The sequence below is a fragment of the Photorhabdus namnaonensis genome (genome assembly GCF_001684335.1).
Lineage (GTDB): Bacteria > Pseudomonadota > Gammaproteobacteria > Enterobacterales > Enterobacteriaceae > Photorhabdus > Photorhabdus namnaonensis.
In genome coordinates, this window is sequence record NZ_LOIC01000015.1 from 26,472 (window position 1) to 51,438 (window position 24,967).

The 24,967-nt window shown below is 43.7% G+C and carries 20 protein-coding genes and 4 tRNA genes; 21 read left to right on the forward strand and 3 right to left on the reverse strand.

Annotated features, from left to right (window positions below):
* Window positions 1–57: 57 nt before the first annotated feature.
* Window positions 58–2,085: a DNA helicase Rep gene (gene rep, locus Phpb_RS02140; protein ID WP_065388971.1), complete on the forward strand. Its 2,028-nt coding sequence runs from the start codon at window positions 58–60 to the stop codon at window positions 2,083–2,085.
* A 50-nt stretch (window positions 2,086–2,135) separates the two neighbouring features.
* Here the strand turns inward: rep and gppA are convergent, their stop codons facing one another.
* Both gppA and rhlB read right to left on the reverse strand, forming a co-directional pair.
* Window positions 2,136–3,638, reverse strand: a complete 1,503-nt coding sequence (gppA, locus tag Phpb_RS02145; RefSeq protein WP_065388999.1) for a guanosine-5'-triphosphate,3'-diphosphate diphosphatase — start codon at window positions 3,636–3,638, stop codon at window positions 2,136–2,138.
* 6 nt (window positions 3,639–3,644) lie between these two features.
* A complete protein-coding gene (gene rhlB, locus Phpb_RS02150; RefSeq protein WP_065388972.1) occupies window positions 3,645–4,931 on the reverse strand; it encodes an ATP-dependent RNA helicase RhlB in 1,287 nt (428 codons plus the stop codon).
* Window positions 4,932–5,049: 118 nt separating this feature from the next.
* Between rhlB and trxA the strand changes: the two genes are divergently transcribed.
* The 20 genes from trxA to Phpb_RS02250 all read left to right on the forward strand — a co-directional run bounded on the left by trxA (window position 5,050) and on the right by Phpb_RS02250 (window position 23,648).
* On the forward strand, window positions 5,050–5,376 hold the full coding sequence (gene trxA / locus Phpb_RS02155) for a thioredoxin TrxA (RefSeq protein WP_065388973.1): 327 nt from the start codon (window positions 5,050–5,052) through the stop codon (window positions 5,374–5,376).
* 478 nt (window positions 5,377–5,854) lie between these two features.
* Window positions 5,855–7,114: a transcription termination factor Rho gene (gene rho, locus Phpb_RS02160; protein WP_011148733.1), complete on the forward strand. Its 1,260-nt coding sequence runs from the start codon at window positions 5,855–5,857 to the stop codon at window positions 7,112–7,114.
* 303 nt (window positions 7,115–7,417) lie between these two features.
* Window positions 7,418–8,503 carry a UDP-N-acetylglucosamine--undecaprenyl-phosphate N-acetylglucosaminephosphotransferase gene (gene wecA / locus Phpb_RS02165; protein WP_065388974.1) on the forward strand — a complete coding sequence of 362 codons (1,086 nt, stop codon included), beginning with the start codon at window positions 7,418–7,420 and terminating at the stop codon, window positions 8,501–8,503.
* A 29-nt stretch (window positions 8,504–8,532) separates the two neighbouring features.
* Window positions 8,533–9,588, forward strand: a complete 1,056-nt coding sequence (gene wzzE / locus Phpb_RS02170) for an ECA polysaccharide chain length modulation protein (protein WP_065388975.1) — start codon at window positions 8,533–8,535, stop codon at window positions 9,586–9,588.
* Between the two features lie 126 nt (window positions 9,589–9,714).
* On the forward strand, window positions 9,715–10,836 hold the full coding sequence (wecB, locus tag Phpb_RS02175; protein WP_065388976.1) for a non-hydrolyzing UDP-N-acetylglucosamine 2-epimerase: 1,122 nt from the start codon (window positions 9,715–9,717) through the stop codon (window positions 10,834–10,836).
* A gap of 4 nt (window positions 10,837–10,840) precedes the next feature.
* Window positions 10,841–12,103, forward strand: a complete 1,263-nt coding sequence (wecC, locus tag Phpb_RS02180; RefSeq protein ID WP_065388977.1) for a UDP-N-acetyl-D-mannosamine dehydrogenase — start codon at window positions 10,841–10,843, stop codon at window positions 12,101–12,103.
* The gene (gene rffG / locus Phpb_RS02185; protein ID WP_065388978.1) at window positions 12,100–13,170 is read left to right on the forward strand and encodes a dTDP-glucose 4,6-dehydratase; all 1,071 of its coding nucleotides are present in this window, start codon (window positions 12,100–12,102) and stop codon (window positions 13,168–13,170) included. The genes wecC and rffG overlap by 4 nt, the downstream gene beginning before the upstream one ends.
* 21 nt (window positions 13,171–13,191) lie before the next feature.
* Window positions 13,192–14,073, forward strand: a complete 882-nt coding sequence (gene rfbA / locus Phpb_RS02190; RefSeq protein ID WP_065389000.1) for a glucose-1-phosphate thymidylyltransferase RfbA — start codon at window positions 13,192–13,194, stop codon at window positions 14,071–14,073.
* A complete protein-coding gene (gene rffC / locus Phpb_RS02195; RefSeq protein WP_065388979.1) occupies window positions 14,051–14,761 on the forward strand; it encodes a dTDP-4-amino-4,6-dideoxy-D-galactose acyltransferase in 711 nt (236 codons plus the stop codon). Before rfbA ends, rffC begins: the two co-directional genes overlap by 23 nt.
* 1 nt (window position 14,762) lies before the next feature.
* Entirely contained in the window at window positions 14,763–15,893 is a 1,131-nt protein-coding gene (gene rffA / locus Phpb_RS02200; RefSeq protein WP_065388980.1) for a dTDP-4-amino-4,6-dideoxygalactose transaminase, read from the forward strand.
* 1 nt (window position 15,894) lies between these two features.
* On the forward strand, window positions 15,895–17,145 hold the full coding sequence (gene wzxE, locus Phpb_RS02205) for a lipid III flippase WzxE (RefSeq protein WP_065388981.1): 1,251 nt from the start codon (window positions 15,895–15,897) through the stop codon (window positions 17,143–17,145).
* On the forward strand, window positions 17,142–18,227 hold the full coding sequence (locus tag Phpb_RS02210) for a TDP-N-acetylfucosamine:lipid II N-acetylfucosaminyltransferase (RefSeq protein WP_065388982.1): 1,086 nt from the start codon (window positions 17,142–17,144) through the stop codon (window positions 18,225–18,227). The genes wzxE and Phpb_RS02210 overlap by 4 nt, the downstream gene beginning before the upstream one ends.
* Window positions 18,224–19,603, forward strand: coding sequence for an ECA oligosaccharide polymerase (gene wzyE, locus Phpb_RS02215; RefSeq protein WP_065388983.1), 1,380 nt, complete (start codon window positions 18,224–18,226; stop codon window positions 19,601–19,603). Before Phpb_RS02210 ends, wzyE begins: the two co-directional genes overlap by 4 nt.
* A complete protein-coding gene (gene wecG, locus Phpb_RS02220; RefSeq protein WP_065388984.1) occupies window positions 19,594–20,331 on the forward strand; it encodes a lipopolysaccharide N-acetylmannosaminouronosyltransferase in 738 nt (245 codons plus the stop codon). Before wzyE ends, wecG begins: the two co-directional genes overlap by 10 nt.
* Before the next feature lie 259 nt (window positions 20,332–20,590).
* Window positions 20,591–21,967: a bifunctional threonine/serine APC transporter ThrP gene (thrP, locus tag Phpb_RS02225; protein WP_065388985.1), complete on the forward strand. Its 1,377-nt coding sequence runs from the start codon at window positions 20,591–20,593 to the stop codon at window positions 21,965–21,967.
* 157 nt (window positions 21,968–22,124) lie between these two features.
* A tRNA-Arg gene (locus Phpb_RS02230) sits at window positions 22,125–22,201 on the forward strand.
* A gap of 76 nt (window positions 22,202–22,277) precedes the next feature.
* A tRNA-His gene (locus tag Phpb_RS02235) sits at window positions 22,278–22,353 on the forward strand.
* A 15-nt stretch (window positions 22,354–22,368) separates the two neighbouring features.
* Window positions 22,369–22,455, forward strand: a tRNA-Leu gene (locus Phpb_RS02240).
* A 40-nt stretch (window positions 22,456–22,495) separates the two neighbouring features.
* Window positions 22,496–22,572 (forward strand) — tRNA-Pro (locus Phpb_RS02245).
* A gap of 773 nt (window positions 22,573–23,345) precedes the next feature.
* Entirely contained in the window at window positions 23,346–23,648 is a 303-nt protein-coding gene (locus Phpb_RS02250; RefSeq protein ID WP_065388986.1) for an NINE protein, read from the forward strand.
* Window positions 23,649–23,733: 85 nt separating this feature from the next.
* On the opposite strand, the gene hemY is transcribed toward Phpb_RS02250, so the two are convergent.
* Window positions 23,734–24,966 (reverse strand): protoheme IX biogenesis protein HemY, encoded by a 1,233-nt coding sequence (gene hemY / locus Phpb_RS02255; RefSeq protein WP_065388987.1) that lies wholly within the window; start codon window positions 24,964–24,966, stop codon window positions 23,734–23,736.
* Between the last annotated feature and the right edge of the window lies 1 nt (window position 24,967).

Below are 24,967 nucleotides of genomic sequence, written 5' to 3' on the forward strand. Positions count from 1 at the left end.
TTTCTGCTACAATTGTATCCCCCTGAGATACTGTCCTGATATAACTTATGAAACATCATGCGATTAAATCCTAGACAACAACAAGCTGTCGAATTTGTTACTGGTCCTTGTCTGGTCCTGGCGGGAGCAGGTTCCGGCAAAACTAGGGTGATCACCAATAAAATTGCTCATCTTATCCGTACTTGTGGCTATCAGCCTCGTCATATCGCCGCTGTGACGTTTACTAATAAAGCTGCGAGGGAAATGAAAGAGCGTGTAGCACAAACTCTGGGGCGTAAAGAGGCTAAGGGGTTGATGATTTCTACTTTCCACACATTGGGATTGGAAATCATTAAGCGTGAGTACAAAGCGTTAGGAATGAAAAGCAATTTCTCGTTGTTTGATGATCAGGACCAGATGGCTTTGTTGAAAGATTTAACAGCCGATTTACTGGAGGAAGATAAAGATCTATTACAAAAATTGATCTCTGTCATTTCAAACTGGAAAAATGATCTGCTTTCTCCACAGCAAGTTTTGGCATTGGCCCGTTCTGCTCAGGAGCATCAGTTTGCTGAATGTTATCGTCGTTATGATTTACATCTGACGAGCTGTAATGTATTGGATTTTGACGATCTGATTACCAAACCGACTTTGCTGATGCAGCATGATGAAGAAGTTAGGGAGCGTTGGCAAAACCGTATTCGTTATCTGTTGGTCGATGAATATCAGGACACCAATACTAGTCAATATCAACTGGTGAAATTGTTGGTGGGACAAAGGGCCCGTTTTACGGTGGTGGGTGATGATGACCAGTCGATCTATTCATGGCGCGGCGCAAGACCACAAAATTTGGTGCTCCTGAAAGAGGATTTCCCAAAGCTTAATGTGATTAAACTGGAACAGAATTATCGTTCCTCTGGTTGTATTCTGAAAGCGGCTAATATTTTAATCGCTAATAACCCGCATGTGTTTGAAAAACGGCTTTTTTCTGAACTGGGGTATGGTAATCCGTTAAAAGTGATTACCGCTAATAATGAAGAGCATGAAGCGGAAAGGGTTATTGGGGAGCTGATGGCGCATCACTTTATCAATAAGACCGAATATAAAGATTACGCCATTCTCTACCGAGGAAATCATCAATCCCGCGTGTTTGAAAAGATGTTGATGCAAAACCGCATTCCTTATCGGATTTCTGGAGGCACTTCTTTCTTTGCCCGTCCTGAAATTAAGGACTTGCTAGCTTATCTGCGGGTGCTGACTAATCCTGAGGATGACAGCGCATTCCTAAGAATTGTCAATACACCAAGACGTGAAATTGGTGCGGTTACCATTCAAAAACTGGGTGAATGGGCGAATCAGCGCGATAAAAGTCTCTATCAGGCTAGTTTTGATCTTGGTTTGGCACAAAGTCTAACCGGCCGCGGTTTGGCGGCACTACAGCGTTTTACTCACTGGATGGATGAGATAACTCGCCAGGTTGAACGAGATCCTTTGCTAGCTGTACGTGATCTACTACACGGTATGGATTATGAAAGTTGGCTGTACGAAACATCACCGAGTCCAAAAGCGGCTGAGATGCGGATGAAAAATATTAATCAGTTGTTCACTTGGATGAGTGAAATGCTGAAAGGTGATGAACTGAACGAACCAATGACTTTATCTCAGGTGGTCGCGCGTTTTACATTACGAGATATGTTGGAGCGAGACGAGGATAGTGAGGAGTTTGATCAGGTGCAATTGATGACTCTACATGCTTCCAAAGGGTTGGAGTTTCCCTATGTATTTCTGGTTGGCATGGAAGAAGGGCTACTGCCTCATCAGAGCAGTATTGATGAAGAAAATATTGATGAAGAGCGACGACTGGCTTATGTCGGGATCACCCGTGCTCAACGGGAGTTATTCTTTACTTTATGTAAAGAGCGTCGTCAATATGGCGAGTTAATCCGCCCAGAACCAAGTCGTTTTTTGTACGAGTTGCCACAGGATGACTTACATTGGCCGCAAGATAAAAAGATAGTGACTGCCGAAGAAAGAATGCAAAAAGGGCAATCGCGTATCGCGGATATCAAATCGCGTTTAGGGCTTGGGCAGAAAAATAAGTCGTAAATATATTGAAGACTCCCTGTATCACAGAGATACAGGGAAAACGATTTTATTCAGGTTCGAGTATCCGGCTCGCCTAAAACAATCGGCCATTGAGCATGGCTTTGCCACTGAATTTCATGCTGTAAAGACTCTGCCCTCAGAGGGTGTTGCATTAGCCAGCCATGAGGTAACGTTATTGTTAACGCTTCACCACTCACTTTTAAACGTAGCGCAGGGAGAGTGTCATCTCGACGGCGGTTGGCGAAGATGATAGCTAACCGCAACAGACGACATAAACGTTGAGCTTGTATCAGAGGTAAGGCGTTTTGTTGATTGAAGGAAAACAAATCAATGGGGCCGCTTTGGTTCTTTAGTAATGCGGCTAAGAGTTTTTTCTGTGCGGGCGTATAGCCGGGGAGAGTGAGATAATTGATAAGATAGGCTGCATGTGATGGAGCTTGGTGGAAATCAATGCTTAGGCCAATTTCATGTATCAGACAGGCACTTTGTAATAATTCATGACATCGGCTATCCAGCTCCCAAGGTTTGGCAATTTGTGGTAGGAAGTGTTCAGCCAATTGTTTGACTCGTTGAGATTGTTCAACGTCTAACTGAAAACGGCGTTGTATATTACGTAGTGTTCTAGTACGAATATCTGGCTCTATTGGTAAATCCAGCATGCCATAAACAAGACCTTCCCGTAAGGCGCCGCCCGCAAGGATCATACTTTCAATATTTAATGCCTGGAAAATCGCTATCAGGATAGCCAGCCCACTTGGGAAAACCAAAGCCCGTTCCAGCGTCAACCCTTCTATTTCCAGTTCTTCCAGCTTACCGCATTCAATCGCTTTATGTTTGAGCTCTTGAAGTTTTGGCAAAGTGATCAGCTCATCCATACCCTGAGCAATCATGATTTCTTGCAGAGCCTGAACGGTGCCGGAAGCGCCTACACAAATCTGCCAGCCTTGTTCGGTAAGCTTTGGCGCAATGGGTTTCAACGTTTCATGTGCGGCAGCTTCGGCTTTGGCGAAATTTTCTTCCGTCAGGCTGCGGTCATTAAAGTAGCTTTCAAGCCAGGTGACACAGCCCATACTTAGGCTGGATAACTGAGTGGCTTTTGCCCCATTCCCTGTAACCAACTCTGTACTTGCACCGCCAATATCGACAACCAGACGTTTTTCAGGGCCGCCAGTTGTATGGGCAACGCCTTGATAAATAAGCCGAGCTTCATCTTCGCCACTGATTACTTTAACCGGACAATCAAGGATTTCTGCTGCTTTTTTCACAAATTCGTCTGAATTCTCAGCAATGCGTAAAGTTGCCGTAGCAACAACACGGATTTGTGATGGTGGTATATCCTGTAAGCGTTCAGAAAAAACCCTGAGACATTGCCAGCCTCTCTCCATCGCCTGTTGAGATAAACGGTTATTTTTATCTAATCCGGCGGCCAGCCTGACTTTACGTTTGATTCGTGCCAGTATCTGCATACTGCCGGATACTTCGCGCACGACCAGCATATGAAAACTGTTTGAACCTAGGTCGATAGCCGCATAGAGCGAAGAAGAACTCAGCATCATTATTCAGCCTGAACGTTTACGGTTATTACGTGGTGTATTATTACGATGCGACAAATTGTTACGGCGCTGATGGTTTCCTGAACGCGAACGGTAGCGGCGTTTAGGAGCCGGTAAGTCTTGCAGCAAGGCTTGGCTGTTATATTTGCTGACCGGGATAGGGTGCTGAATATAACTTTCAATCGCTGGCAGGTTTAGAGCGTATTCTTCACAGGCCAGACTGATCGAGTGGCCGCTTTCACCGGCACGACCAGTACGGCCAATACGGTGGACATAATCCTCGCAGTCATCGGGTAAGTCATAATTAAAAACATGAGTGACTGAAGGAATGTGCAACCCACGGGCTGCGACATCAGTGGCAACCAGAACATCAATATTGCCGTTGCTGAATTCTTCTAGAATGCGTAACCGTTTTTTTTGTGCTACATCACCGGTTAGTAACCCAACTCGATGTCCGTCAGCGGCCAGATGCGACCAGATATCTTCACAACGATGTTTTGTATTGGCGAAAATGATGCAGCGATCAGGCCACTCTTCTTCCAATAACGTTTGAAGCAGGCGCATCTTTTCTTCATTAGAAGGATAAAACAGCTCTTCGCGGATACGGTGTCCCGTTTTCTGTAGCGGTTCCACCTCGACATACTCTGCATGATTCATTTGCTCAAATGCCAATTCTCGGACTCGGTAAGAGAGTGTGGCAGAAAACAGTAGGTTCATACGTTCGTTTGCTGGTGGCATCCGGCGGAATAACCAACGGATATCTTTGATAAAACCGAGATCGTACATGCGATCAGCTTCATCAAGAATCACAACTTGAACCGCATTCAGATTAATGTGCCCCTGTTTGGTATAGTCGATCAGACGTCCGGTAGTGCCGATAACAATGTCAACACCAGATTCCAGTACTTTTAGCTGCTTGTCGTAACCATCACCGCCGTAGGCAAGACCCATCTTTAAACCCGTTACCTGTGCCAGATCTTCTGCATCAGAGTAAATCTGTACGGCGAGTTCGCGGGTAGGAGCCATAATCAGCGCTCTTGGCTGATTGGTTTGATGCTCCTCCGCTGTGGGATGAGTCAGTAAATAATGAAAAGCAGACGCTAAAAATGCTAGCGTCTTCCCCGTACCGGTTTGCGCTTGCCCCGCGACATCACGGCCTTCAATAGTGAAAGGCAATGTCAATGCTTGTATCGGTGTACAATTAGAAAAACCCTTATTATCAAGAGCTTCTATAACCTTGGGGTGCAAGGCGAAGTCGGAAAACTTCTTTTCTGTCAAGTGTGTTTTACTCATAGTGTGGTAGAATATCAGTTAACCATTGTCTTACGAAAGTGTATCCACTGAAATAAAGGCAACCTTATATCAGTAATGTTACACTAGCATGGTAAAAAATTATTCTTTGGAGTAAAAAATGAGCGAAAAAATTATTCATTTGAGTGACGCTAGCTTTGATACTGATGTTCTTAACGCAGAAGGTCCAGTTCTTGTCGATTTTTGGGCTGCCTGGTGTGGGCCATGTAAAATGATTGCACCTATCTTGGATGAAATTGCCCCAGAATATTCAGGCAAACTGACTATTGCTAAATTGAACATTGATGACAACCCGGCAACGGCTCCTAAGTATGGTATCCGTGGTATTCCTACATTGTTGCTGTTCAAAGATGGTCAGGTTGCTGCTACTAAAGTGGGAGCACTGTCAAAGACTCAATTGAAAGAATTTTTGGATGCTAATCTCTGATTGAAGTGAGCTCACATTAATACCGGGCGTTTAGCGTATATTATTATTTATTTCATTGACCGCTAGACGTCCGTAAAGAAGCGTGATAAGTTAGCGCCACTGCTTGTATCACATACATCATGTTAGAAGTATGTTGCATACTGAATAATCTGTAGTGTCTGATAAGTCTGTTATCTCTGGATAGTCTAAAATATCCAATGGGTTATACGGGAATAATCTGGCGTATAGCTCGTTACGTTGAGATAGTTTTTATCGAAATCAGTAATGTTTCAGCATTATCTCAACAGCGTTTTTGACAGCCTGTCAGTCTTATTTGAGTTCAATCTTAGTACTTCAAATTATTACCTTTGTTATATGAATAACGTATTAAAGGTCTGATTTGTTTTTTGTACAAAATAAACAGGCACCGATCGATGACGCTGCCATACTATTCACGTTCATAGTTCGAGATATACCCCGAGTTTAAGAACCCACCATTATGAATCTTACCGAATTAAAGAATACGCCGGTATCTGAATTGATTACACTCGGCGAAAATATGGGGCTGGAAAATCTAGCCCGTATGCGTAAACAAGATATTATCTTCTCTATCCTTAAGCAGCATGCGAAAAGCGGAGAAGATATCTTCGGTGATGGCGTGCTGGAGATATTGCAGGATGGATTTGGATTCCTCCGTTCAGCAGACAGTTCCTACCTTGCCGGCCCCGATGATATCTACGTTTCTCCTAGCCAAATCCGTCGTTTTAACCTCCGTACCGGTGACACAATTTCAGGTAAAATCCGTCCACCTAAAGAAGGTGAACGCTATTTTGCTCTGTTGAAGGTTAACGAAGTTAATTTTGACAAACCAGAAAATGCCCGCAGTAAAATTCTTTTTGAAAACTTAACCCCGCTGCATGCTAATAGCCGCTTGCGTATGGAGCGTGGTAATGGTTCCACTGAGGACTTGACTGCTCGTGTTCTGGATCTGGCGGCACCGATTGGCCGTGGACAACGTGGTCTGATCGTCGCGCCACCCAAAGCGGGTAAGACGATGTTGCTGCAAAATATTGCCGCTAACATTGCTCACAATCATCCAGATTGTGTATTGATGGTACTTCTGATTGATGAACGTCCAGAAGAAGTTACTGAAATGCAACGTCTGGTAAAAGGTGAGGTTATTGCTTCTACTTTTGATGAGCCAGCTTCTCGTCACGTTCAGGTGGCAGAGATGGTTATTGAGAAAGCAAAACGTCTGGTTGAACACAAAAAAGACGTGATTATCCTGCTTGACTCTATTACTCGCTTAGCACGTGCTTATAACACTGTTGTCCCTGCATCTGGTAAGGTATTGACTGGTGGTGTGGATGCTAACGCGTTACATCGCCCGAAACGTTTCTTCGGTGCTGCACGTAATGTGGAAGAGGGCGGAAGCTTGACCATTATTGCGACTGCGTTGGTGGATACAGGCTCCAAGATGGATGAAGTAATTTACGAAGAATTCAAAGGTACAGGTAACATGGAACTGCATCTCTCCCGTAAAATTGCTGAAAAACGCGTCTTCCCAGCTATCGATTACAACCGTTCTGGTACACGTAAAGAAGAGCTACTCACCACCTCTGAAGAGCTACAGAAAATGTGGATTCTGCGCAAAATTATTCATCCGATGGGAGAAATTGATGCGATGGAATTCCTTATCAACAAACTGGCTATGAGCAAAACGAATGACGATTTTTTTGACATGATGAAACGTTCATAGTTTTTAACTCAGTTCATGATCATTTTAATCAACGCCACAATTTCGTGGCGTTTTTTGTATTCACCATACTGTTATAGCACTATATGTGGCATGTATTTTGCAAGCGATATATGCCTGCCATATATTTGAAATAAGTATTAAAAGAATGATGTTAAGAGTATAAGGGCCATTAATTTTTCCATAATTAAAAGCAGTGTTTTCGCAAGCTGGGGTACTCGTGAGGGTAGATCTTGGCTGGAAAATCATGTGTTTTCGGTTGATCGATGACCAGGGTGTGTTTACTTTTTACAGAGAGTTATCATCGTGAATATTCTCATCATGAATATTGAAATTTTTTATGTTTTTCTGTTTTCTTTTGCGTTTTTGTTTATGGCACGCAAAATAGCAAAGAGAGTTGGTCTTGTTGATAAGCCCAATTATCGTAAGTGTCATCAAGGGTTAGTGCCTCTGGTTGGAGGAATATCGATATTTGTTGGGATTTGTTTTGCTTTTGTTATCACAAAAGAATTTATTCCTCACAAGTGGTTATATTTGATTTGTGCTGGTGTGTTGGTATTTATCGGCGCATTGGATGACCGTTTTGATATCAGCGTTAAGATCCGGGCAACCATCCAAGCTCTGGTTGGTATTGCGATGATGTATTTTGCTGGCCTGAAATTAGATAGTCTTGGTTATGCTTTTGGTCCTTGGGATATGACACTTGGACCGTTTAGTTATGTTGTGACACTATTTGCTGTCTGGGCTGCCATCAATGCATTCAATATGGTTGATGGGATAGATGGATTATTAGGCGGATTATCCTGTGTCTCCTTCGGTGCTTTGGGGATCTTACTGTATCAAAGTGGTAATACGGCGTTAGCATTATGGTGTTTTGCATTTATTGCTGCCATTCTCCCTTATATTGTGCTTAATCTTGGTTTATTAAGCCAGCGCTTCAAAGTGTTTATGGGGGATGCGGGTAGTACATTGATTGGTTTTACCATTATCTGGTTGCTCATTGAATCTACTCAGGGAAATGAGCATCCTGTTAATCCAGTTACTGCGTTGTGGGTTGTTGCCATTCCATTAATGGATATGGTTGCTATTATGTACCGTCGGTTACGGAAAGGGATGAGCCCATTTTCGCCTGACAGGCAACATATTCACCATTTAGTTATGCGATCTGGGTTCTCATCACGTCAGGCTTTTATTTTAATCACTGTTGCCGCCGCTTTATTAGCCGCTATCGGAATTACCGGAGAATGGCTGGAATTTGTGCCCGAGTGGGTAATGTTGGCACTGTTCTTGCTTGCATTTGTGTTGTATGGCTATTGCCTCAAGCGTGTATGGAGGGTAGCTCGTTTCATTAAACGGCAAAAGCGTCGTATGCGCCGTTCTGCTAACCATTAAACATCTATTATCAGCAGAGGTTCTGTGCAGTGATAAAATCAGAAACGAAATTTATTCAGGATGAACAAGCTCTGGAGCATGAGCTGGATATCAGAGCCTTGTGCGGTGCGCTATGGCGTGGAAAGATATGGATTGTTGTACTGGCAATAATTTTCGCAACCGCGGCGCTAGGAGCATCTTATCTGATGCAGCAAAAATGGAGTGCTACAGCAATTACTGATCTGCCTACGATTAGTCAGTTGGAAAGTTATTATTCTCAGCAGCAGTTTTTGCGCAATCTGGATACTCACATTAACATTTCACCGGAAACTCAGTTACCGTCTATTTCAGAAGAAGCCTATAAAGAATTCATCACCCAAATTGCAGCATATGATACTCGCCGTGAATTCTGGTTGAAATCTGATTATTACAAGCAACATCAGGAGGGCGATGCCAAAGCTGATGCAGCCTTATTAGATGAATTAGTCAATGATATTCAGTTTATTCCTCATGATGATAAAAAAGTGCTGAATGACAGCATTAAACTGACTGCTGAGTCTTCTAGACAAGCAAATCAGCTCCTGCGCCAGTACATTGCTTTTGCCAATAGTCGTGCCAGCGCTCATTTAAATGATGAGGTAAAAGGTGCATGGACTACCCGTGCTCACTCGATGGATGCATTGGTTAAGCGCCAGGAAATGGTCGCTAAAGCGGTTTATAACCGCGAAATGAATGTATTGCAGCAGTCCTTGAAAATTGCGGAGAAACAAGGTATTCGGCGCAATCAAACGGATACGCCGGTGGATCAGTTGCCCGATTCAAAAATGTTTATGTTAGGGGCGCCGTTGTTACAGGCTCAACTTGAGACTTTGGAAGCAATAGGGCCTAAGTATGATGTGGACTATGACCAGAATATTGCAATGTTAGCAGCATTGAATGTTGACCCGACATTACAGGATCAATTCCAGGCTTACCGCTATTTGAGAACACCAGAGGAGCCGGTTACCAGAGACAGCCCCCGCAGAATATTTTTGATGATCATGTGGGGGGCAGTCGGCGCTTTAGTGGGTGCTGGCGTGGCATTAGTGAGATGTTCGCGTAAATAATCAGATAATTATTAGGAATAACTGCTTCTGAGGGATATCTTCTGCAACTCCAGCAGCAGGAGTAAATAGTATTAAGAGTATTGTTTGCAGGAAAATCTGTAATTTACTGACTATAAGAGAGTCACTGTGAAAGTGTTGACTGTGTTTGGTACTCGGCCGGAGGCTATCAAGATGGCTCCGCTAGTACACGCATTGGCAAGGGATGAAGCCTTCGAAGCGAAAGTATGTGTCACTGCCCAACATCGGGAAATGTTGGATCAGGTGTTACACCTTTTTGAGATCACTCCCGATTTTGATCTCAATATTATGAAATCAGGGCAAGATCTAACGGATATTACCTGTCGTATTTTGGCAGGATTAAAGCCTGTTCTTGCAGAATTTAAGCCTGATGTTGTATTGGTTCACGGAGATACGACAACAACGATGGCAACCAGTTTGGCTGCGTTTTACCAACGTATCCCTGTTGGTCACATTGAAGCTGGATTAAGAACGGGTGATCTTTATTCCCCTTGGCCGGAAGAGGCGAACCGTAAGATTGCTGGGCATCTGGCAATGTATCATTTTGCTCCGACGGAAAACTCTCGTAAGAATTTACAGAAAGAATCAATCACAGATAATCGAGTTTTTGTTACCGGAAATACCGTGATTGATGCGTTGCTGTGGGTACGTGATCGAATAATGAATGATGAGGCAATGCGAAGTAAACTAGCGGAACATTACCCATTTATTGATACTAATAAAAAAATGATCCTCGTGACGGGGCATCGTCGTGAAAGTTTTGGTGGTGGATTTGAGCGAATTTGTGAAGCTTTGGCACAGATAGCCCGCGCTCATCCAGATGTGCAAGTTGTCTATCCGGTCCATTTAAACCCAAATGTCAGTGAGCCGGTAAAGCGCATTTTGCATAATATTGATAATGTTATTCTCATCAAACCCCAGGATTATTTGCCATTTGTTTATCTAATGAACCATGCCTATATGATCCTGACCGATTCCGGTGGTATTCAAGAAGAAGCGCCTTCTTTAGGAAAACCGGTGTTAGTAATGCGTAACACGACTGAACGGCCAGAGGCGGTTGATGCTGGAACGGTACGTCTGGTAGGGACAGAAACAAAAACTATCGTGGAAGAGGTGACTCGATTGTTGACAGACGATGCTGCCTATCAGCAAATGAGCCGCGCTCATAATCCTTACGGGGATGGCGATGCCTGTCAACGTATTCTCGACGTTTTGAAAAAAATCAGGTGACACTATGAGCTTTGAAACTATTTCTGTTATTGGTCTTGGTTATATTGGTTTGCCAACGGCGGCAGCGTTTGCATCCCGCAATAAGAAAGTCATTGGCGTAGATGTGAATCAGCATGCAGTAGAAACCATCAACCGTGGTGCAATTCATATTGTAGAACCGGATCTAGACAAAGTGGTGAAAGTTGCCGTAGAAGGCGGTTACCTGAAAGCCGTGATTGCTCCGTTACCAGCAGATGCTTTTCTGATAGCTGTTCCGACGCCTTTTAAAGGCGATCATGAGCCGGATATGACGTACGTCTGTTCCGCCGCTGAATCTGTGGCGCCGGTGCTGAAAAAAGGCGATCTGGTTATTCTGGAATCTACCTCACCGGTAGGCGCGACGGAGCAGATGGCGGAATGGTTGGCAGCGGCGCGTCCTGATTTAACTTTCCCACAGCAGGTTGGAGAGGAGTCCGATGTTGATATCGCTTACTGTCCTGAACGTGTATTGCCAGGGCAAGTTATGGTTGAATTAATTAAGAATGACCGCGTTGTCGGCGGTATGACGTCAAAATCTTCGGCCAGAGCTAGTGAGCTGTATAAAATTTTCCTTGAAGGTGAATGTGTTGTCACTCATTCAAGAACGGCAGAAATGTGTAAGCTGACAGAAAACAGTTTTCGAGATGTAAACATTGCATTCGCCAACGAACTTTCCCTGATTTGTGCTGATCAAGGGATCAACGTGTGGGAACTGATCAGTTTGGCAAATCGCCACCCGCGTGTAAATATTCTCCAACCAGGCCCTGGCGTGGGTGGTCATTGTATTGCTGTTGATCCGTGGTTCATTGTTTCTCAAAACCCGAAACAATCACGTCTTATTCATACCGCACGTATGGTTAATGATGACAAACCATTGTGGGTTGTGGATCAAGTAAAAGCGGCTGTTGCGGATTGTTTAGCTGAGAGTGGAAAACGCGCAAGCGAAGTGAAAATTGCCTGTTTTGGTTTGGCATTTAAACCAAATATTGACGATTTGCGTGAGAGCCCAGCGGCATATATCACCGGTATGATTGCGCAATGGCATGCAGGTGAAACGCTGGCTGTAGAACCTCATGTTCATGAATTACCCGCTTCTTTGAAGGAAATAACTCGATTAGTTAATCTGGAAAAGGCGCTGGAAGAAGCAGATATCCTGTTGATGCTGGTGGATCATAGTCAGTTTAAAGCTGTAAACAGTCATGAAATTAAACAGAAGTGGATTGTGGATACAAAAGGAGTCTGGCGTTGAGACGTATTCTAATCACAGGTGGTGCAGGTTTTATTGGTTCCGCGGTTGTGCGGCATATCATTGATAATACAGAAGACAGCGTGGTTGTGGTTGATAGTCTGACTTACGCCGGTAATCTGGCGTCTCTTGCCCCAGTTGCAGATAGCTCTCGTTACGCGTTTGAACAGGTTGATATTTGTCAACGTGGAGCGCTGGATCGAGTTTTTGAGCAATATCAGCCGGATTGTGTGATGCATCTGGCGGCAGAAAGCCATGTGGATCGCTCTATTGATGGCCCGGCGGCATTTATCGAAACCAACATTGTGGGTACTTACACTTTGTTGGAAGCTGCGCGTGCTTTCTGGCAGAAACTCAGTGAAGAGAAACAGGCTGTTTTCCGCTTTCACCACATTTCAACAGATGAAGTGTATGGTGATTTACATGATGAAGAGGGCTTTTTTACCGAAACAACACCTTATGCGCCAAGCAGCCCATATTCGGCGTCCAAAGCGTCCAGCGATCATCTGGTAAGAGCATGGCACCGGACTTATGGTTTACCGGTCATTATCACCAATTGTTCTAATAACTATGGTCCTTACCATTTCCCGGAAAAATTGATCCCACTGATGATCTTAAATGCATTAGCAGGAAAATCTTTACCGGTATATGGTGAAGGGGAACAAATTCGCGATTGGTTGTATGTGGAAGACCATGCCAGAGCACTCTATTTGGTTGTGACAGACGCTGAACCGGGCAAAACCTACAATATTGGTGGTCATAATGAACGTAAAAATATTGATGTGGTTTGTGCGATTTGTGAACTTCTGGAAGAATTTTGTCCTGAGAAACCCGCGGGCATTGCGTATTATCGAGACTTGATTACTTATGTTGCGGATCGCCCTGGCCATGATATGCGTTATGCCATTGATGCGGAGAAAGTTGAGCGTGAGCTAGGCTGGAGACCACAAGAGACATTTGAATCAGGTATTCGTAAAACAGTTCAATGGTATTTGGAAAATGAAAACTGGTGGCGTAAAGTTCAAGACGGCTCTTATGCCGGTGAACGCCTTGGATTAGGTAAAAACTGAATGACGATGGGGGCAGTAAATATGAAAGGGATCATTCTGGCAGGTGGATCAGGAACCCGGTTGCATCCGATAACACAGGGTGTTTCCAAACAATTACTGCCAATTTATGATAAACCAATGATTTACTATCCTTTGTCAGTACTCATGTTGGCAGGGATACGTGATATTCTGATTATCTCTACACCAGAAGATTTACCTTCTTTCCGCCGACTGTTAGGTGATGGCGACAGATTTGGTATTCACTTAAGCTATAAAGAACAGCCATCACCGGATGGTTTAGCTCAGGCATTTTTGATTGGTGAGGAGTTCATCAACGGCGGGCCTTGCTGCTTGGTATTGGGAGACAATATCTACTTTGGACAAGGGTTCAGCCCAAAATTGAGGAAGGTTGTGTCTCGTGGAAAAGGGGCGACTGTTTTTGGTTATCAAGTGATGGATCCTGAGCGATTTGGGGTGGTGGAATTTGATGACGCGTTCCGCGTTCTTTCTATTGAGGAAAAACCAGAAAAGCCAAAATCCAACTGGGCGGTAACCGGCCTCTATTTCTACGATAATCAAGTGGTGGATTTTGCCAAGCGGGTCAAGCCTTCTGCCAGAGGTGAACTAGAGATTACCAGTATTAACCAGATGTATTTGGAGCGTGGCGAACTAAACATTGAGTTGTTAGGGCGTGGTTTTGCCTGGTTGGATACTGGCACTCATGACAGCCTGATTGAGGCCAGCACTTTTGTACAGACTGTTGAGAAACGTCAGGGTTTTAAGATTGCCTGCCTTGAAGAGATTGCTTGGCGTAATGGTTGGCTGGATGATGTACAGTTAAGAGAAACAGTAAAATCCTTGTCAAAAACTGGCTATGGTCAATATCTGCTGGATCTGCTTCATGTCCGTGCGCGCCAATATTGAACTATTAGAGTGGGATAGCCACTATTTTGGCTTGTCCACCGCTCGCCTTGATTTCACACCTGATGCCGGTCTGCTAACCTCATCTCAGTTAGATCAGTATGCTTTAGTGCAAGCTAAAGTACCTGCGCAGCGATTGGATATTATTGATGGCTTATCCGCGTTGGGCTTTTCGCTAGTGGAAGGGGAAGTAGACTTTTCCTTAATGATTGGCATAGAAAATGCTAAAGACAATTCTGAAAGTAATCTACTTTCGGCTGAGCGGCGGGATATCCCGATGTTGAAAGAGGTGGCTTCCAACGTATTTCCTTTAAGTCGTTTTCGAACCCCGTGGTATCAACCACAGGATAGTGGTCGTTTTTACGCGACTTGGGTTGAAAAAGCGGTATTGGGGACATTTGATCATCAATGTTTGCTAGTAAATGGAGATAACGGGCAACCCGCAGGATTTGTTACTTTACGGGATATTGGGGCAGGAGAGGCTCGTATGGGTTTGTTGGCCGTATTCCCAGAAAATATTGGTTGTGGTATTGGTTCAAAATTGATGTTGGCGGCGCAGCAGTGGTGTCAACGCCACCAAATACGGCAGTTAAGGATTGCGACACAAACCAGCAACATTGCTGCTTTGCGCCTTTATACACGCAGTGGTGCGTTTGTGGAAAGCACCGCGTATTGGTTATACAGGGGATGAAATGATTCCATTTAACAAACCACCAGTAGTTGGCACTGAATTAGATTACATGAAGCAAGCAATGGAGAGCGGTAAGCTTTGCGGGGATGGTGGTTTCACCAAACGTTGTGAAGAGTGGATGGAACAACATTTCAATTGTCCGAAAGTTCTATTAACACCATCTTGTACCGCTGCACTGGAAATGGCGGCTATTTTGCTGAATATCCAACCCGGTGATGAAGTTATTATGCCGAGTTTCACTTTCGTTTCCAGTTCTAACGCGTTTGTACTGCGTGGGGCGACCATTGTATTTGTGGATATCCGCCCGGATACCATGAATATTGATGAAACCAAAATCGAAGCAGCAATTACAGCTAGAACACGCGTGATTGTTCCAGTGCATTACGCCGGTGTGGCCTGTGAAATGGATACCATTATGGCTCTGGCAGAGAAATATAACCTGTTTGTCGTGGAAGATGCTGCGCAGGGGGTAATGTCTACTTATAAAGGGCGTGCACTGGGAACTATTGGACATATTGGTTGCTACAGTTTCCACGAAACCAAAAACTACTCTTCTGGTGGTGAAGGTGGTGCAGCGCTTCTCAATGATCAATCACTGATTTCCCGTGCGGAAATTGTTCGCGAAAAAGGGACTAATCGTAGTCAGTTTTTCCGTGGTCAAGTTGATAAATATACTTGGCGCGATATTGGTTCGAGTTATCTGATGTCGGAGCTTCAGGCTGCTTATTTGTGGGCGCAATTGGAAGAGGCTGAAAAAATCAATGAGCGTCGCCTTGCCTTGTGGAATACCTATTATCAAGCATTAAAACCGCTGGCTGATGCTGATCTCCTGACATTGGCCGTCATACCGGAAGGGTTGGAGCATAATGCTCATATGTTCTATATCAAGCTGAAAGATGTTGAAGAACGCTCAGCATTCAATAGCTATATGAAGGACGCGGGTGTACTAACGGTATTCCATTATGTTTCTCTGCACACCAGCCCCGGCGGTGAAAAATTTGGCCGTTTTCACGGGGAAGACCGTTTTACTACTTGTGAAAGTGATCGTCTAGTGCGTTTGCCGATGTTTTACAACATAACAGACGCTGAACAGCAGATAGTCATCAAACATATTCGGGAATACTTCGCCTGATATGTCGTTAGCTAAAGCATCAATATGGACTGCGGGCTCCACACTGATAAAAATCGGTGTGGGGCTTTTAATCGTTAAATTACTGGCGGTTGCTTTTGGCCCCAGTGGAGTTGGGCAGGCGGGTAATTTCCGTCAGCTTATCACTGTGCTTGGGGTGTTGGCTGGCGCCGGTATTTTTAACGGTGTGACTAAATATGTTGCTGAGTATCAGCAGCAGCCGGAAAGATTGCGTGCGGTACTGGGAACCTCTTCTGCCATTATCCTTGGGTTTTCCACGCTGTTGGCAGTGATTTTTTTGCTGTTTAGCGGGTATATCAGTGTTGGGTTATTTGGTCATCAAGATTATGAGCCCGTTGTGCAGGCACTCGCCTTTATTCAAATGGGGATTGCTTTTGCCAACTATTTCTTGGCTATTTTGAAAGGATACCGAGATGCTCAGAGGAATGCGCTGGCAATTATTTTAGGTAGCGTGATTGGCGTGATGGCCTATTATCTCTGTTTTGTTCTTGGTGGGTATAAAGGTGCCTTGGCGGGTTTGGCTTTAGTGCCTGCATTAATTATATTTCCTGCGGGATTGATGGTTTGGCGTCTCAAAGCGGTATCGATTTCAAGTTTTAAACCCATGTGGGATAAGGTACTGGCTGGTCAGCTTGGCAAGTTTACCCTTATGGCCCTGCTGACTTCTATTACTTTACCGGTTGCCTACATTATGATGCGAAATCTGCTGGCAGCGCGTTATAGTTGGCACGATGTGGGTATCTGGCAAGGTGTAAGCAGTATTTCCGATGCTTACCTGCAATTTATCACAGCATCTTTTACTGTTTATTTGTTGCCAACGCTTTCACGATTGCAGGGTAAGAGCGAAATATCAAATGAGATAATTAAGGCGCTGAAATTTGTTTTGCCTGCGGTGGCGGTTGCAAGTTTTACTGTATGGCTGTTGCGTGATTTTGCCATTTGGTTACTGTTTTCTGACAAATTTACTGCTATGCGTGATCTCTTTGCCTGGCAGTTGGTGGGTGATGTTCTGAAAGTGGGCGCTTATGTTTTTGGCTATTTGGTGATTGCCAAGGCTGCATTGCGTTTTTATGTGTTGACAGAAGTTAGCCAGTTTTTACTGCTTACTGGTTTTGCCCACTGGCTCATTCCTGTAAATGGAGCGTTAGGTGCGGCACAGGCTTATATGGCAACTTACATTATTTATTTCACCCTTTGTTGTGGTGCATTTCTTATTTATCGTAGGCGAGCATGACAACCCTAATTCACGTTTTGGGATCTGATATTCCACATCACAATCGAACAGTATTGCGCTTTTTTAATGACGTCTTAGCACAAGAAATTGGTTTTTTAGCCAAACCGAAGTTTATGGTAGTGACTGGGAATCGCGCGTTATTGGATGATTGTTCGTCATTGGAGATGGAATTCTTCGACAGTAAAAAATCTTTGGCGCAGGCTGTTATTGCTCAAGCGCGTTCAGATAGAGGTTGTCGGTTTTTTTTTCACGGCCAATTTAATGTGAGCTTGTGGTTGGCGCTGTTGTCAGGAAAAATCAAACGTAATCAGTTTTGGTGGCATGCCTGGGGCGCTGATCTGTATGAAGACTCCCGTCAGTTAAAATTCCGTCTATTTTATTTCTTGCGTCGTCTGGCGCAGCGTCGGGTAGGGCATGTGTTTGCGGTTCGTGGAGATCTCTATTTTTATTCTCAACATCATCCGAACGTACCGACATCATTGCTCTATTTTCCAACCAGAATGGAACCTGCTTTGACAATGGCAGAAAGAACACCTGTTGAAGATGGCAAAATGACCATTTTGTTGGGGAATTCCGGTGATCGATCGAACCGCCATATTACGGCATTGAAAACTATTCATAAGCAGTTTGGCGATAAGGTGCGAATCATTATCCCAATGGGTTATCCTGAAAACAATCAGGTTTATATCAATCAGGTTGAACAGGCTGCTTTATCGCTGTTCCGGCCAGAAAATTTGAACATTATTAAGCAAAATATGGTGTTTGATGATTATCTGGCATTACTGCGTTGTTGTGATTTAGGGTATTTCATGTTTAATCGCCAGCAGGGGATTGGAACAATTTGTCTGTTGATACAATTTGGTGTGCCGTTTGTACTTAGTCGTCAGAATCTTTTTTGGCGGGATTTGACAGAACAGCAAGTGCCGGTATTTTTTTCTGGTGATCCTTTAGATAACCAACTGATTGCGGAAGCACAACGGCAGATGCTCTCTCTGGACAGAAACGCGATAGCTTTCTTTAGCCCGAATTTTATTGATGGTTGGCGGCAGGCGCTAGCGAAAGCGGCGGGAGAGCAGCAATGACTTTAACGCAGTTTAGCGGATTATTTGTTGTTTACTTGATATCACTGGTTTTCATCCTGACGCTGACTTATCAGGAATTCCGGCGTGTACGTTTTAATTTTAATATATTCTTCTCATTGCTTTATTTGCTGACATTCTATTTTGGTTTCCCACTGACGTGTTTGTTGGTTTTCCAATTTGATGTTGAAGTGGTGCCTGTAGACGCCTTACTACACGCTCTACTGGCTGCGACCTGTTTTTATGGTATTTATTACGTCAGTTATAAAACACGGTTAAGAAAGTCGTCTATGCGGCCTAAAGCACCGGTATTTACCATGAACCGGGTAGAGACTAACTTTACATGGTTACTACTGGCATCAGTTGCGGTGGTGACAGTGGGGCTGTTCTTTATGCAAAACGGTTTTCTACTGTTTAAATTACAGTCATACAGTCAAATTTTTTCCAGTCAGGTTTCCGGTGTTGCCCTAAAACGGTTCTTTTACTTCTTTATTCCTGCCATGTTAGTGGTCTATTTCTTGAAGCCGACACAGTTACGCTGGTTGTTTTTTCTGATGAGCACAGTTGCTTTTGGGATACTGACTTATGTCATTGTTGGCGGAACACGGGCTAATATTATCATTGCGTTCGCGTTGTTTCTGTTTATTGGCATTGTGCGTGGTTGGATAACCTTGTGGATGTTGGTAACGGCGGGCGCAATAGGGATTGTTGGCATGTTTTGGTTGGCGCTCAAACGTTATAGTTTGGATGTCAGTGGTGCAGAAGCGTTTTATACTTTCCTCTACCTGACAAGGGATACTTTCTCACCGTGGGAAAATTTTGCGTTACTGCTGAATAACTACGACAAAATTGATTTTCAGGGGTTGGCGCCTATTATCCGTGATTTCTATGTCTTTATTCCAAGTTGGCTTTGGCCGGGACGCCCTGATGCTGTATTGAATTCTGCGAATTATTTTACTTGGGAAGTACTGGATAATCACTCTGGTCTGGCAATCTCCCCGACTCTGATAGGCTCTCTGGTTGTGATGGGGGGCGTGCTGTTTATTCCGGTTGGTGCGATTGTTGTTGGATTGATAATTAAGTGGTTTGACTGGATTTATGAATTAGGAAAACAGGAGACTAATCGTTATAAGGCCGCTATCTTGCAGGCATTCTGCTTTGGCGCGATCTTCAACATGATTGTATTAGCTCGTGAAGGCGTGGATTCATTTGTTTCTCGTGTAGTGTTTTTCTGTATTATTTTTGGCTTATGTCTAGTAACTGCTAAGTTATTGTACTGGTTATTTGAGAGTGCAGGGCTGATTAAAAAGTATCTGACTAGCAACTTGGTTGTATCACAAAAACGTCCGCTACAATGTAAGGAAAGAAAATGGAGCTAAACAATATTCCTAAATACAGTATTCGTGGTCTGAATATTTGGGGTTTCCGTGGTATGGCACACTTTCTTGACCATATTTTTCAACGCGGACAGGTAAAAACGGGTACTCTGGTTGCGATTAATGCGGAAAAAGTTCTGACGGCAGAGGAAGATCAAGCTTTAAGTACACTGCTGAGTGACGCAGAATATCTGTATGCTGATGGTATCAGTATTGTACGTGCTATTCGCCGTAAATACCCTGATGCTGAAGTTTCTCGTGTGGCGGGCGCTGATTTATGGGAAGCCATCATGGAGCGTGCCGGCAAAGAAGGCACACCTATTTTTCTGGTTGGGGGTAAACCAGAGATATTGGAACAGACGGAAAGTAAACTGCGAGCTCAGTGGAACGTCAATATTGTTGGCAGCCAGAACGGTTATTTCACGCCAGAAGAACGTCATGCTGTTTTTGAACGGATTCATGCCAGCGGTGCGGCGATTGTGACAGTTGCAATGGGATCGCCTAAACAGGAAGTTTTTATGCGTGACTGTCGAGAAATTCATTCAGATGCGTTGTATATGGGAATTGGCGGTACTTATGACGTCTTTACCGGCCATGTAAAACGTGCGCCAAAAGCATGGCAGAATTTGGGTCTTGAATGGCTTTATCGTCTGTTATCACAACCAAGCCGTATTCGTCGCCAGTTCAAGTTACTGAAATTTCTTGGATATTATTGCAGTGGTCGTCTGTAAATCCGTTTCTTGCCTGTCGTGTAAATTTTCGTCAGGCGATACTTTCTTCGGTCAATACGATGAGTTTATTCCACAATATTTATCTAACAGTTTGATCCTGCCGGATTTTCACTATTTGTAGTTAATTATTGGATAATTTTTTATTCCACTCAGTGAAAAAACATGTTTTGATCCCTGACCTTTTTATGGCTGATTAACATCAGTCTTGTACGTTTTTATTAATTGCACATTACAACATATAACAATGGACAGGGAATTTATGGCAGATCAACAACATAGCTTGCAACGGGGTTTAGAAGCCCGTCATATAGAGCTGATCGCATTAGGCGGCACAATTGGTGTCGGTCTGTTTATGGGCTCGGCCAGTACACTGAAATGGGCTGGTCCTTCCGTTTTGCTGGCTTACATTATTGCCGGAATTTTTGTTTTTTTCATTATGCGATCGATGGGAGAAATGCTGTTTCTTGAACCTGTCACAGGTTCTTTCGCCTCTTTTGGGCATAAATATCTCAGCCCATATTGGGGATGCCTCACCGCTTGGGGCTATTGGTTTATGTGGGTGGCGGTAGGAATATCAGAAATAACGGCTATCGGGGTTTATGCTGAGTTTTGGTTCCCTGAACTTCCTCAGTGGGTATCAGCATTGATTGCGGTGGCACTGGTCGCTTTGGCTAACCTCGCGGCGGTACGTCTTTATGGTGAGCTGGAATTTTGGTTTGCGATGATTAAGGTGACCACAATTATTGTCATGATTCTGATTGGCTTGGGATTGATATTTTTCGGTATTGGTAATCAATGGCAGCCTATTGGGTTGGATAATCTGACTGTGTATGGCGGTTTCTTTGCGGGTAATTGGCAAGGGTTCTTGTTTGCGCTCTGTATTGTGGTTGCATCTTATCAGGGTGTGGAGTTGGTTGGTATCACTGCGGGGGAAGCGAAGAACCCTCAGGTGACATTGAAAAAAGCGATTAACAATATTCTCTGGCGTATCCTGATTTTCTACGTGGGCGCGATCTTTATTGTAGTGACATTATTTCCGTGGACAGAAGTGGGTTCACAGGGCAGCCCGTTCGTAATGACATTTACCAAAGTAGGGATCACCTCAGCGGCAGCTGTGATTAACTTTGTTGTATTGACCGCTGCGCTTTCCGGCTGTAATAGCGGTATGTACAGTGGTGGACGGATGCTCTATGCGTTGGCGCAAAACCGTCAGCTGCCTTCATCATTGACTAAATTGTCAAAGAATGGGGTGCCGGTAATTTGTATTGCTATCACTATCTTATGTTTGATTGTGGGCTCTAGTTTGAATTACTTAATCCCAAATCCGCAGGCAGTTTTTGTTTATGTGTACAGTGCTAGTGTACTGCCAGGAATGGTTCCGTGGTTTGTTATTCTGGTGAGCCAGTTGCGTTTTCGTCAGCACCATCAGCAAGCACTGAAGCGACATGGTTTTAAATCTATCCTGTTCCCCTATGTCAATTATCTGACATTAGCATTTTTATGTTGTGTGTTGATCGGTATGGCAATTAACCCGGATACCCGTTTCTCATTGCTGGTAGGTGGGGGATTTTTGTTGATGGTGTCGCTGATTTATTGGTTGGTGACGCTTTTTAACGGTAAAAAACTTAAAGCGTGATCGGCTGATTTACTGTCATGGTGGTAGTGAGTAGGGAAATTAAGGGATGGCTTTATCTACGAAATGAACAAGGTGTAATCAAACGCATCATTTCTTTAAAAAAGCACTGGACAGTAAATCATTAAATCCGTACTATCCCCATCCGCAACGGCGTTAAGCGCCCGTAGCTCAGCTGGATAGAGCGCTGCCCTCCGGAGGCAGAGGTCTCAGGTTCGAATCCTGTCGGGCGCGCCATTATTTGCGTGCAAGAGCTGCGGTGATGTATTACGCTGTTGGGTAGTTAAGTGTTTAGCAGTAAATAGTTGTTATGGTGGCTATAGCTCAGTTGGTAGAGCCCTGGATTGTGATTCCAGTTGTCGTGGGTTCGAGTCCCATTAGCCACCCCATCTTTTTTATGACACGCGAGGGTGGCGGAATTGGTAGACGCGCTAGCTTCAGGTGTTAGTGTCCTTACGGACGTGGGGGTTCAAGTCCCCCCTTTCGCACCATAAAAAAGAGAAAAGAAGAAATAGAAAATACAGAAAATTTCGGCGAGTAGCGCAGCTTGGTAGCGCAACTGGTTTGGGACCAGTGGGTCGGAGGTTCGAATCCTCTCTCGCCGACCAAATTCTAAAAGAACCCTGCAATGCAGGGTTTTTTGCATTTTATCCCTTTTTGCCCTCTCTCCGACTTTTTGTTTCCCTTCCTAATCCATGCACCTTCAAGTTGTGCTCTGTTGATGCAAATTTAGTGGATTATTTTTTTGAAAATAACTATTTGTTTTGTATGTAAATTTCTTATTTTTTGTATTTTGACGACAATTGATATATTAGCTGTCTCAAATAAGAGACTTATAACCAATTGAATTATAATGAAAATAATAAATACCTTGTGTTTTGTCTCAAATAAGAGACAGTGCATAAAATGGATTTTGTGATGATTCGATTTGTTGTTGTAATAAATAGAGAAATAGCTGATGAAGCGAGGCAGCTTTCATTTGAATAAAAGTTGGCACGCTAAATGCATTACTATAAACGTAGATGCTCATCCTATTTCTTATGATTGCGTATGCTTCATAAACCCAGGGATGATGCAGAGCCGATTATCGGTGCCTATTGTCCATGTCACAGATGAGTAAGATATAACCCTCTTTTCATCGCCGACCGGACTCAACGTTGAGTGAGGCACTATCCGTCTGTAGACCTGATTGTATTTGTACACCTATCTTTGTTTTTAAGGTAGGTGTTTTTTTTATTTCTAAAAGATATATCTGGTAGGTTTATATACTGTTTAGGTATTACTATCTAATATAAACAGAACTGAAAATATGATGGTTAGTTTTTTGCTATAAAATTAATTCAGTTACTTCGTTCCTAAACTTATCTTAAGGGGAATATTGATGTCAAAAATGATTGGATGCTTTGGTTGTGGTCGAATGTTGCATGAGTCTGCACAATCATGCCCACATTGTGGCGCGATGATAAAGGCTTATTCTTCCGGTAGTAATAGCCGTATTGTTGCTGCATTGTTGGCGTTTTTCCTTGGTTCCTTTGGCGCTCATAAATTTTATCTGGGCAAAATCGGTATGGGGATTTTATATCTGTTATTTTGCTGGACATTTATTCCTACACTGATCTCATTTATTGAATTTATTATTTATCTTTGTACTTCCGATGAAGATTTTGCCAAAAAATATGGTTAGAAAAATGCCCCGTGTGGGGCATTTTTAATCAGTGACATGAAAAACTTGTAAAGGAATGGCGATGGATAGATTAAAGGCTACTGTATTAGCTGACACTATTGCTATTAACGAGATCGCTCTTAACTACATTACTCTCACGCTTCAAAGTGAGTACTAATCCCTCGCGACGAACTTGTGCCGCCTCTTCTGGTTTACGCAGTTTATCCAATGCATCTGCTAACCAAGCATAATCATGTGCATCAGGACGTTGGGCTAATGCGGTTTTAAAATCTTTTACTGCTTTTTCCCATTCTCCGTGGCGTAAAGCAATTTGCCCAAGCGTACTGTTTAGCAGGGGAGTTGAACCATGTTGCTTTAGCTGATGATCCAACGCGTTTTGTATCGGTTTTGGATCTTCGCTTTTTAAGCGTGGAATCAATAAGAGTAAACGTTCGTCGTATTGACGTTTTAAACTTTCCAAAATGATCTTTTGTGCAGTTTCATGGTCATCACATTCAATTAAATGTTCAGATATTGCAACTTGTAAAGCCACATCGTGACGAATTTTTCGGCTTTGATCATGCCACCAACGTTTTAAGCCTTCGCTGCCTTGTTCTGCCATGTACTGATTCATCAGGCCGATATAGGCTTGCTGGCGCAATTTGTGAATTTGTAACTCATCATGTAGATGGATTTTTTCCATTACCGGTAGTATATCAATCAGTGACTGGTAAGCTCCTGATTTCATATAAGCCTGTTCAGCCAGGCGTAAGACTTCTGGATGGCGCGAAGCCTGATTTAATAGCTTGTCTACACCATGACGGGCTGCATGAATTTCACCTTGCGCAAGTTGAATGCGTACACGAGTAATGTCCACCGGTAACTGATTATTGTCTGCGACTTCTGCCGCACGTTGCAGATATTGATTGGTACGGAATTCATCCCCGCGTTGTTGAGCGGCTTCAGCCGCCAGTAAATAGTTGACCACAGGTTGTTCTGCATGATCAGCGTTACGGGTCAGTAATTGCTCAACTTGTTTGAAATCGCCTTCTGCCAGTTTGATCAGCGCTTCTTTTGTTTGGGCATGGGCACGGCTGCGTTTGCGTCCAAGGAACCAGCCACGGGTACGTGAGCCTGTGCGTATAACTCTGCGGTAGCACCAACCAAGGAGACAGAGTGCCAGTTGTAAAAGAGCAAATATAATGAACAGGCCGGTAACACTGGTTTCAATGTTGTAATTGTCAGTTTGAATCAGAACGTATCCCTGATGGCCGGCAACGATTGGGCCAAGCACAATACCAACAATGAGTACCACGAACAGTAATAGAACTTTCAGCATA

Coding starts and splice junctions, on each gene's coding strand:
- rho (WP_011148733.1), top strand. CDS start 5,855: ATGAATCTTACCGAATTAAAGAATACGCCGGTATCTGAATTGATTACA.
- rffA (WP_065388980.1), top strand. CDS start 14,763: ATGATTCCATTTAACAAACCACCAGTAGTTGGCACTGAATTAGATTAC.
- wecG (WP_065388984.1), top strand. CDS start 19,594: ATGGAGCTAAACAATATTCCTAAATACAGTATTCGTGGTCTGAATATT.
- rffC (WP_065388979.1), top strand. CDS start 14,051: ATGTCCGTGCGCGCCAATATTGAACTATTAGAGTGGGATAGCCACTAT.
- hemY (WP_065388987.1), bottom strand. CDS start 24,966: ATGCTGAAAGTTCTATTACTGTTCGTGGTACTCATTGTTGGTATTGTG.
- rfbA (WP_065389000.1), top strand. CDS start 13,192: ATGAAAGGGATCATTCTGGCAGGTGGATCAGGAACCCGGTTGCATCCG.
- trxA (WP_065388973.1), top strand. CDS start 5,050: ATGAGCGAAAAAATTATTCATTTGAGTGACGCTAGCTTTGATACTGAT.
- rhlB (WP_065388972.1), bottom strand. CDS start 4,931: ATGAGTAAAACACACTTGACAGAAAAGAAGTTTTCCGACTTCGCCTTG.
- Phpb_RS02250 (WP_065388986.1), top strand. CDS start 23,346: ATGTCAAAAATGATTGGATGCTTTGGTTGTGGTCGAATGTTGCATGAG.
- wzyE (WP_065388983.1), top strand. CDS start 18,224: ATGACTTTAACGCAGTTTAGCGGATTATTTGTTGTTTACTTGATATCA.
- rep (WP_065388971.1), top strand. CDS start 58: ATGCGATTAAATCCTAGACAACAACAAGCTGTCGAATTTGTTACTGGT.
- gppA (WP_065388999.1), bottom strand. CDS start 3,638: ATGCTGAGTTCTTCTTCGCTCTATGCGGCTATCGACCTAGGTTCAAAC.
- wzxE (WP_065388981.1), top strand. CDS start 15,895: ATGTCGTTAGCTAAAGCATCAATATGGACTGCGGGCTCCACACTGATA.
- Phpb_RS02210 (WP_065388982.1), top strand. CDS start 17,142: ATGACAACCCTAATTCACGTTTTGGGATCTGATATTCCACATCACAAT.
- thrP (WP_065388985.1), top strand. CDS start 20,591: ATGGCAGATCAACAACATAGCTTGCAACGGGGTTTAGAAGCCCGTCAT.
- wecC (WP_065388977.1), top strand. CDS start 10,841: ATGAGCTTTGAAACTATTTCTGTTATTGGTCTTGGTTATATTGGTTTG.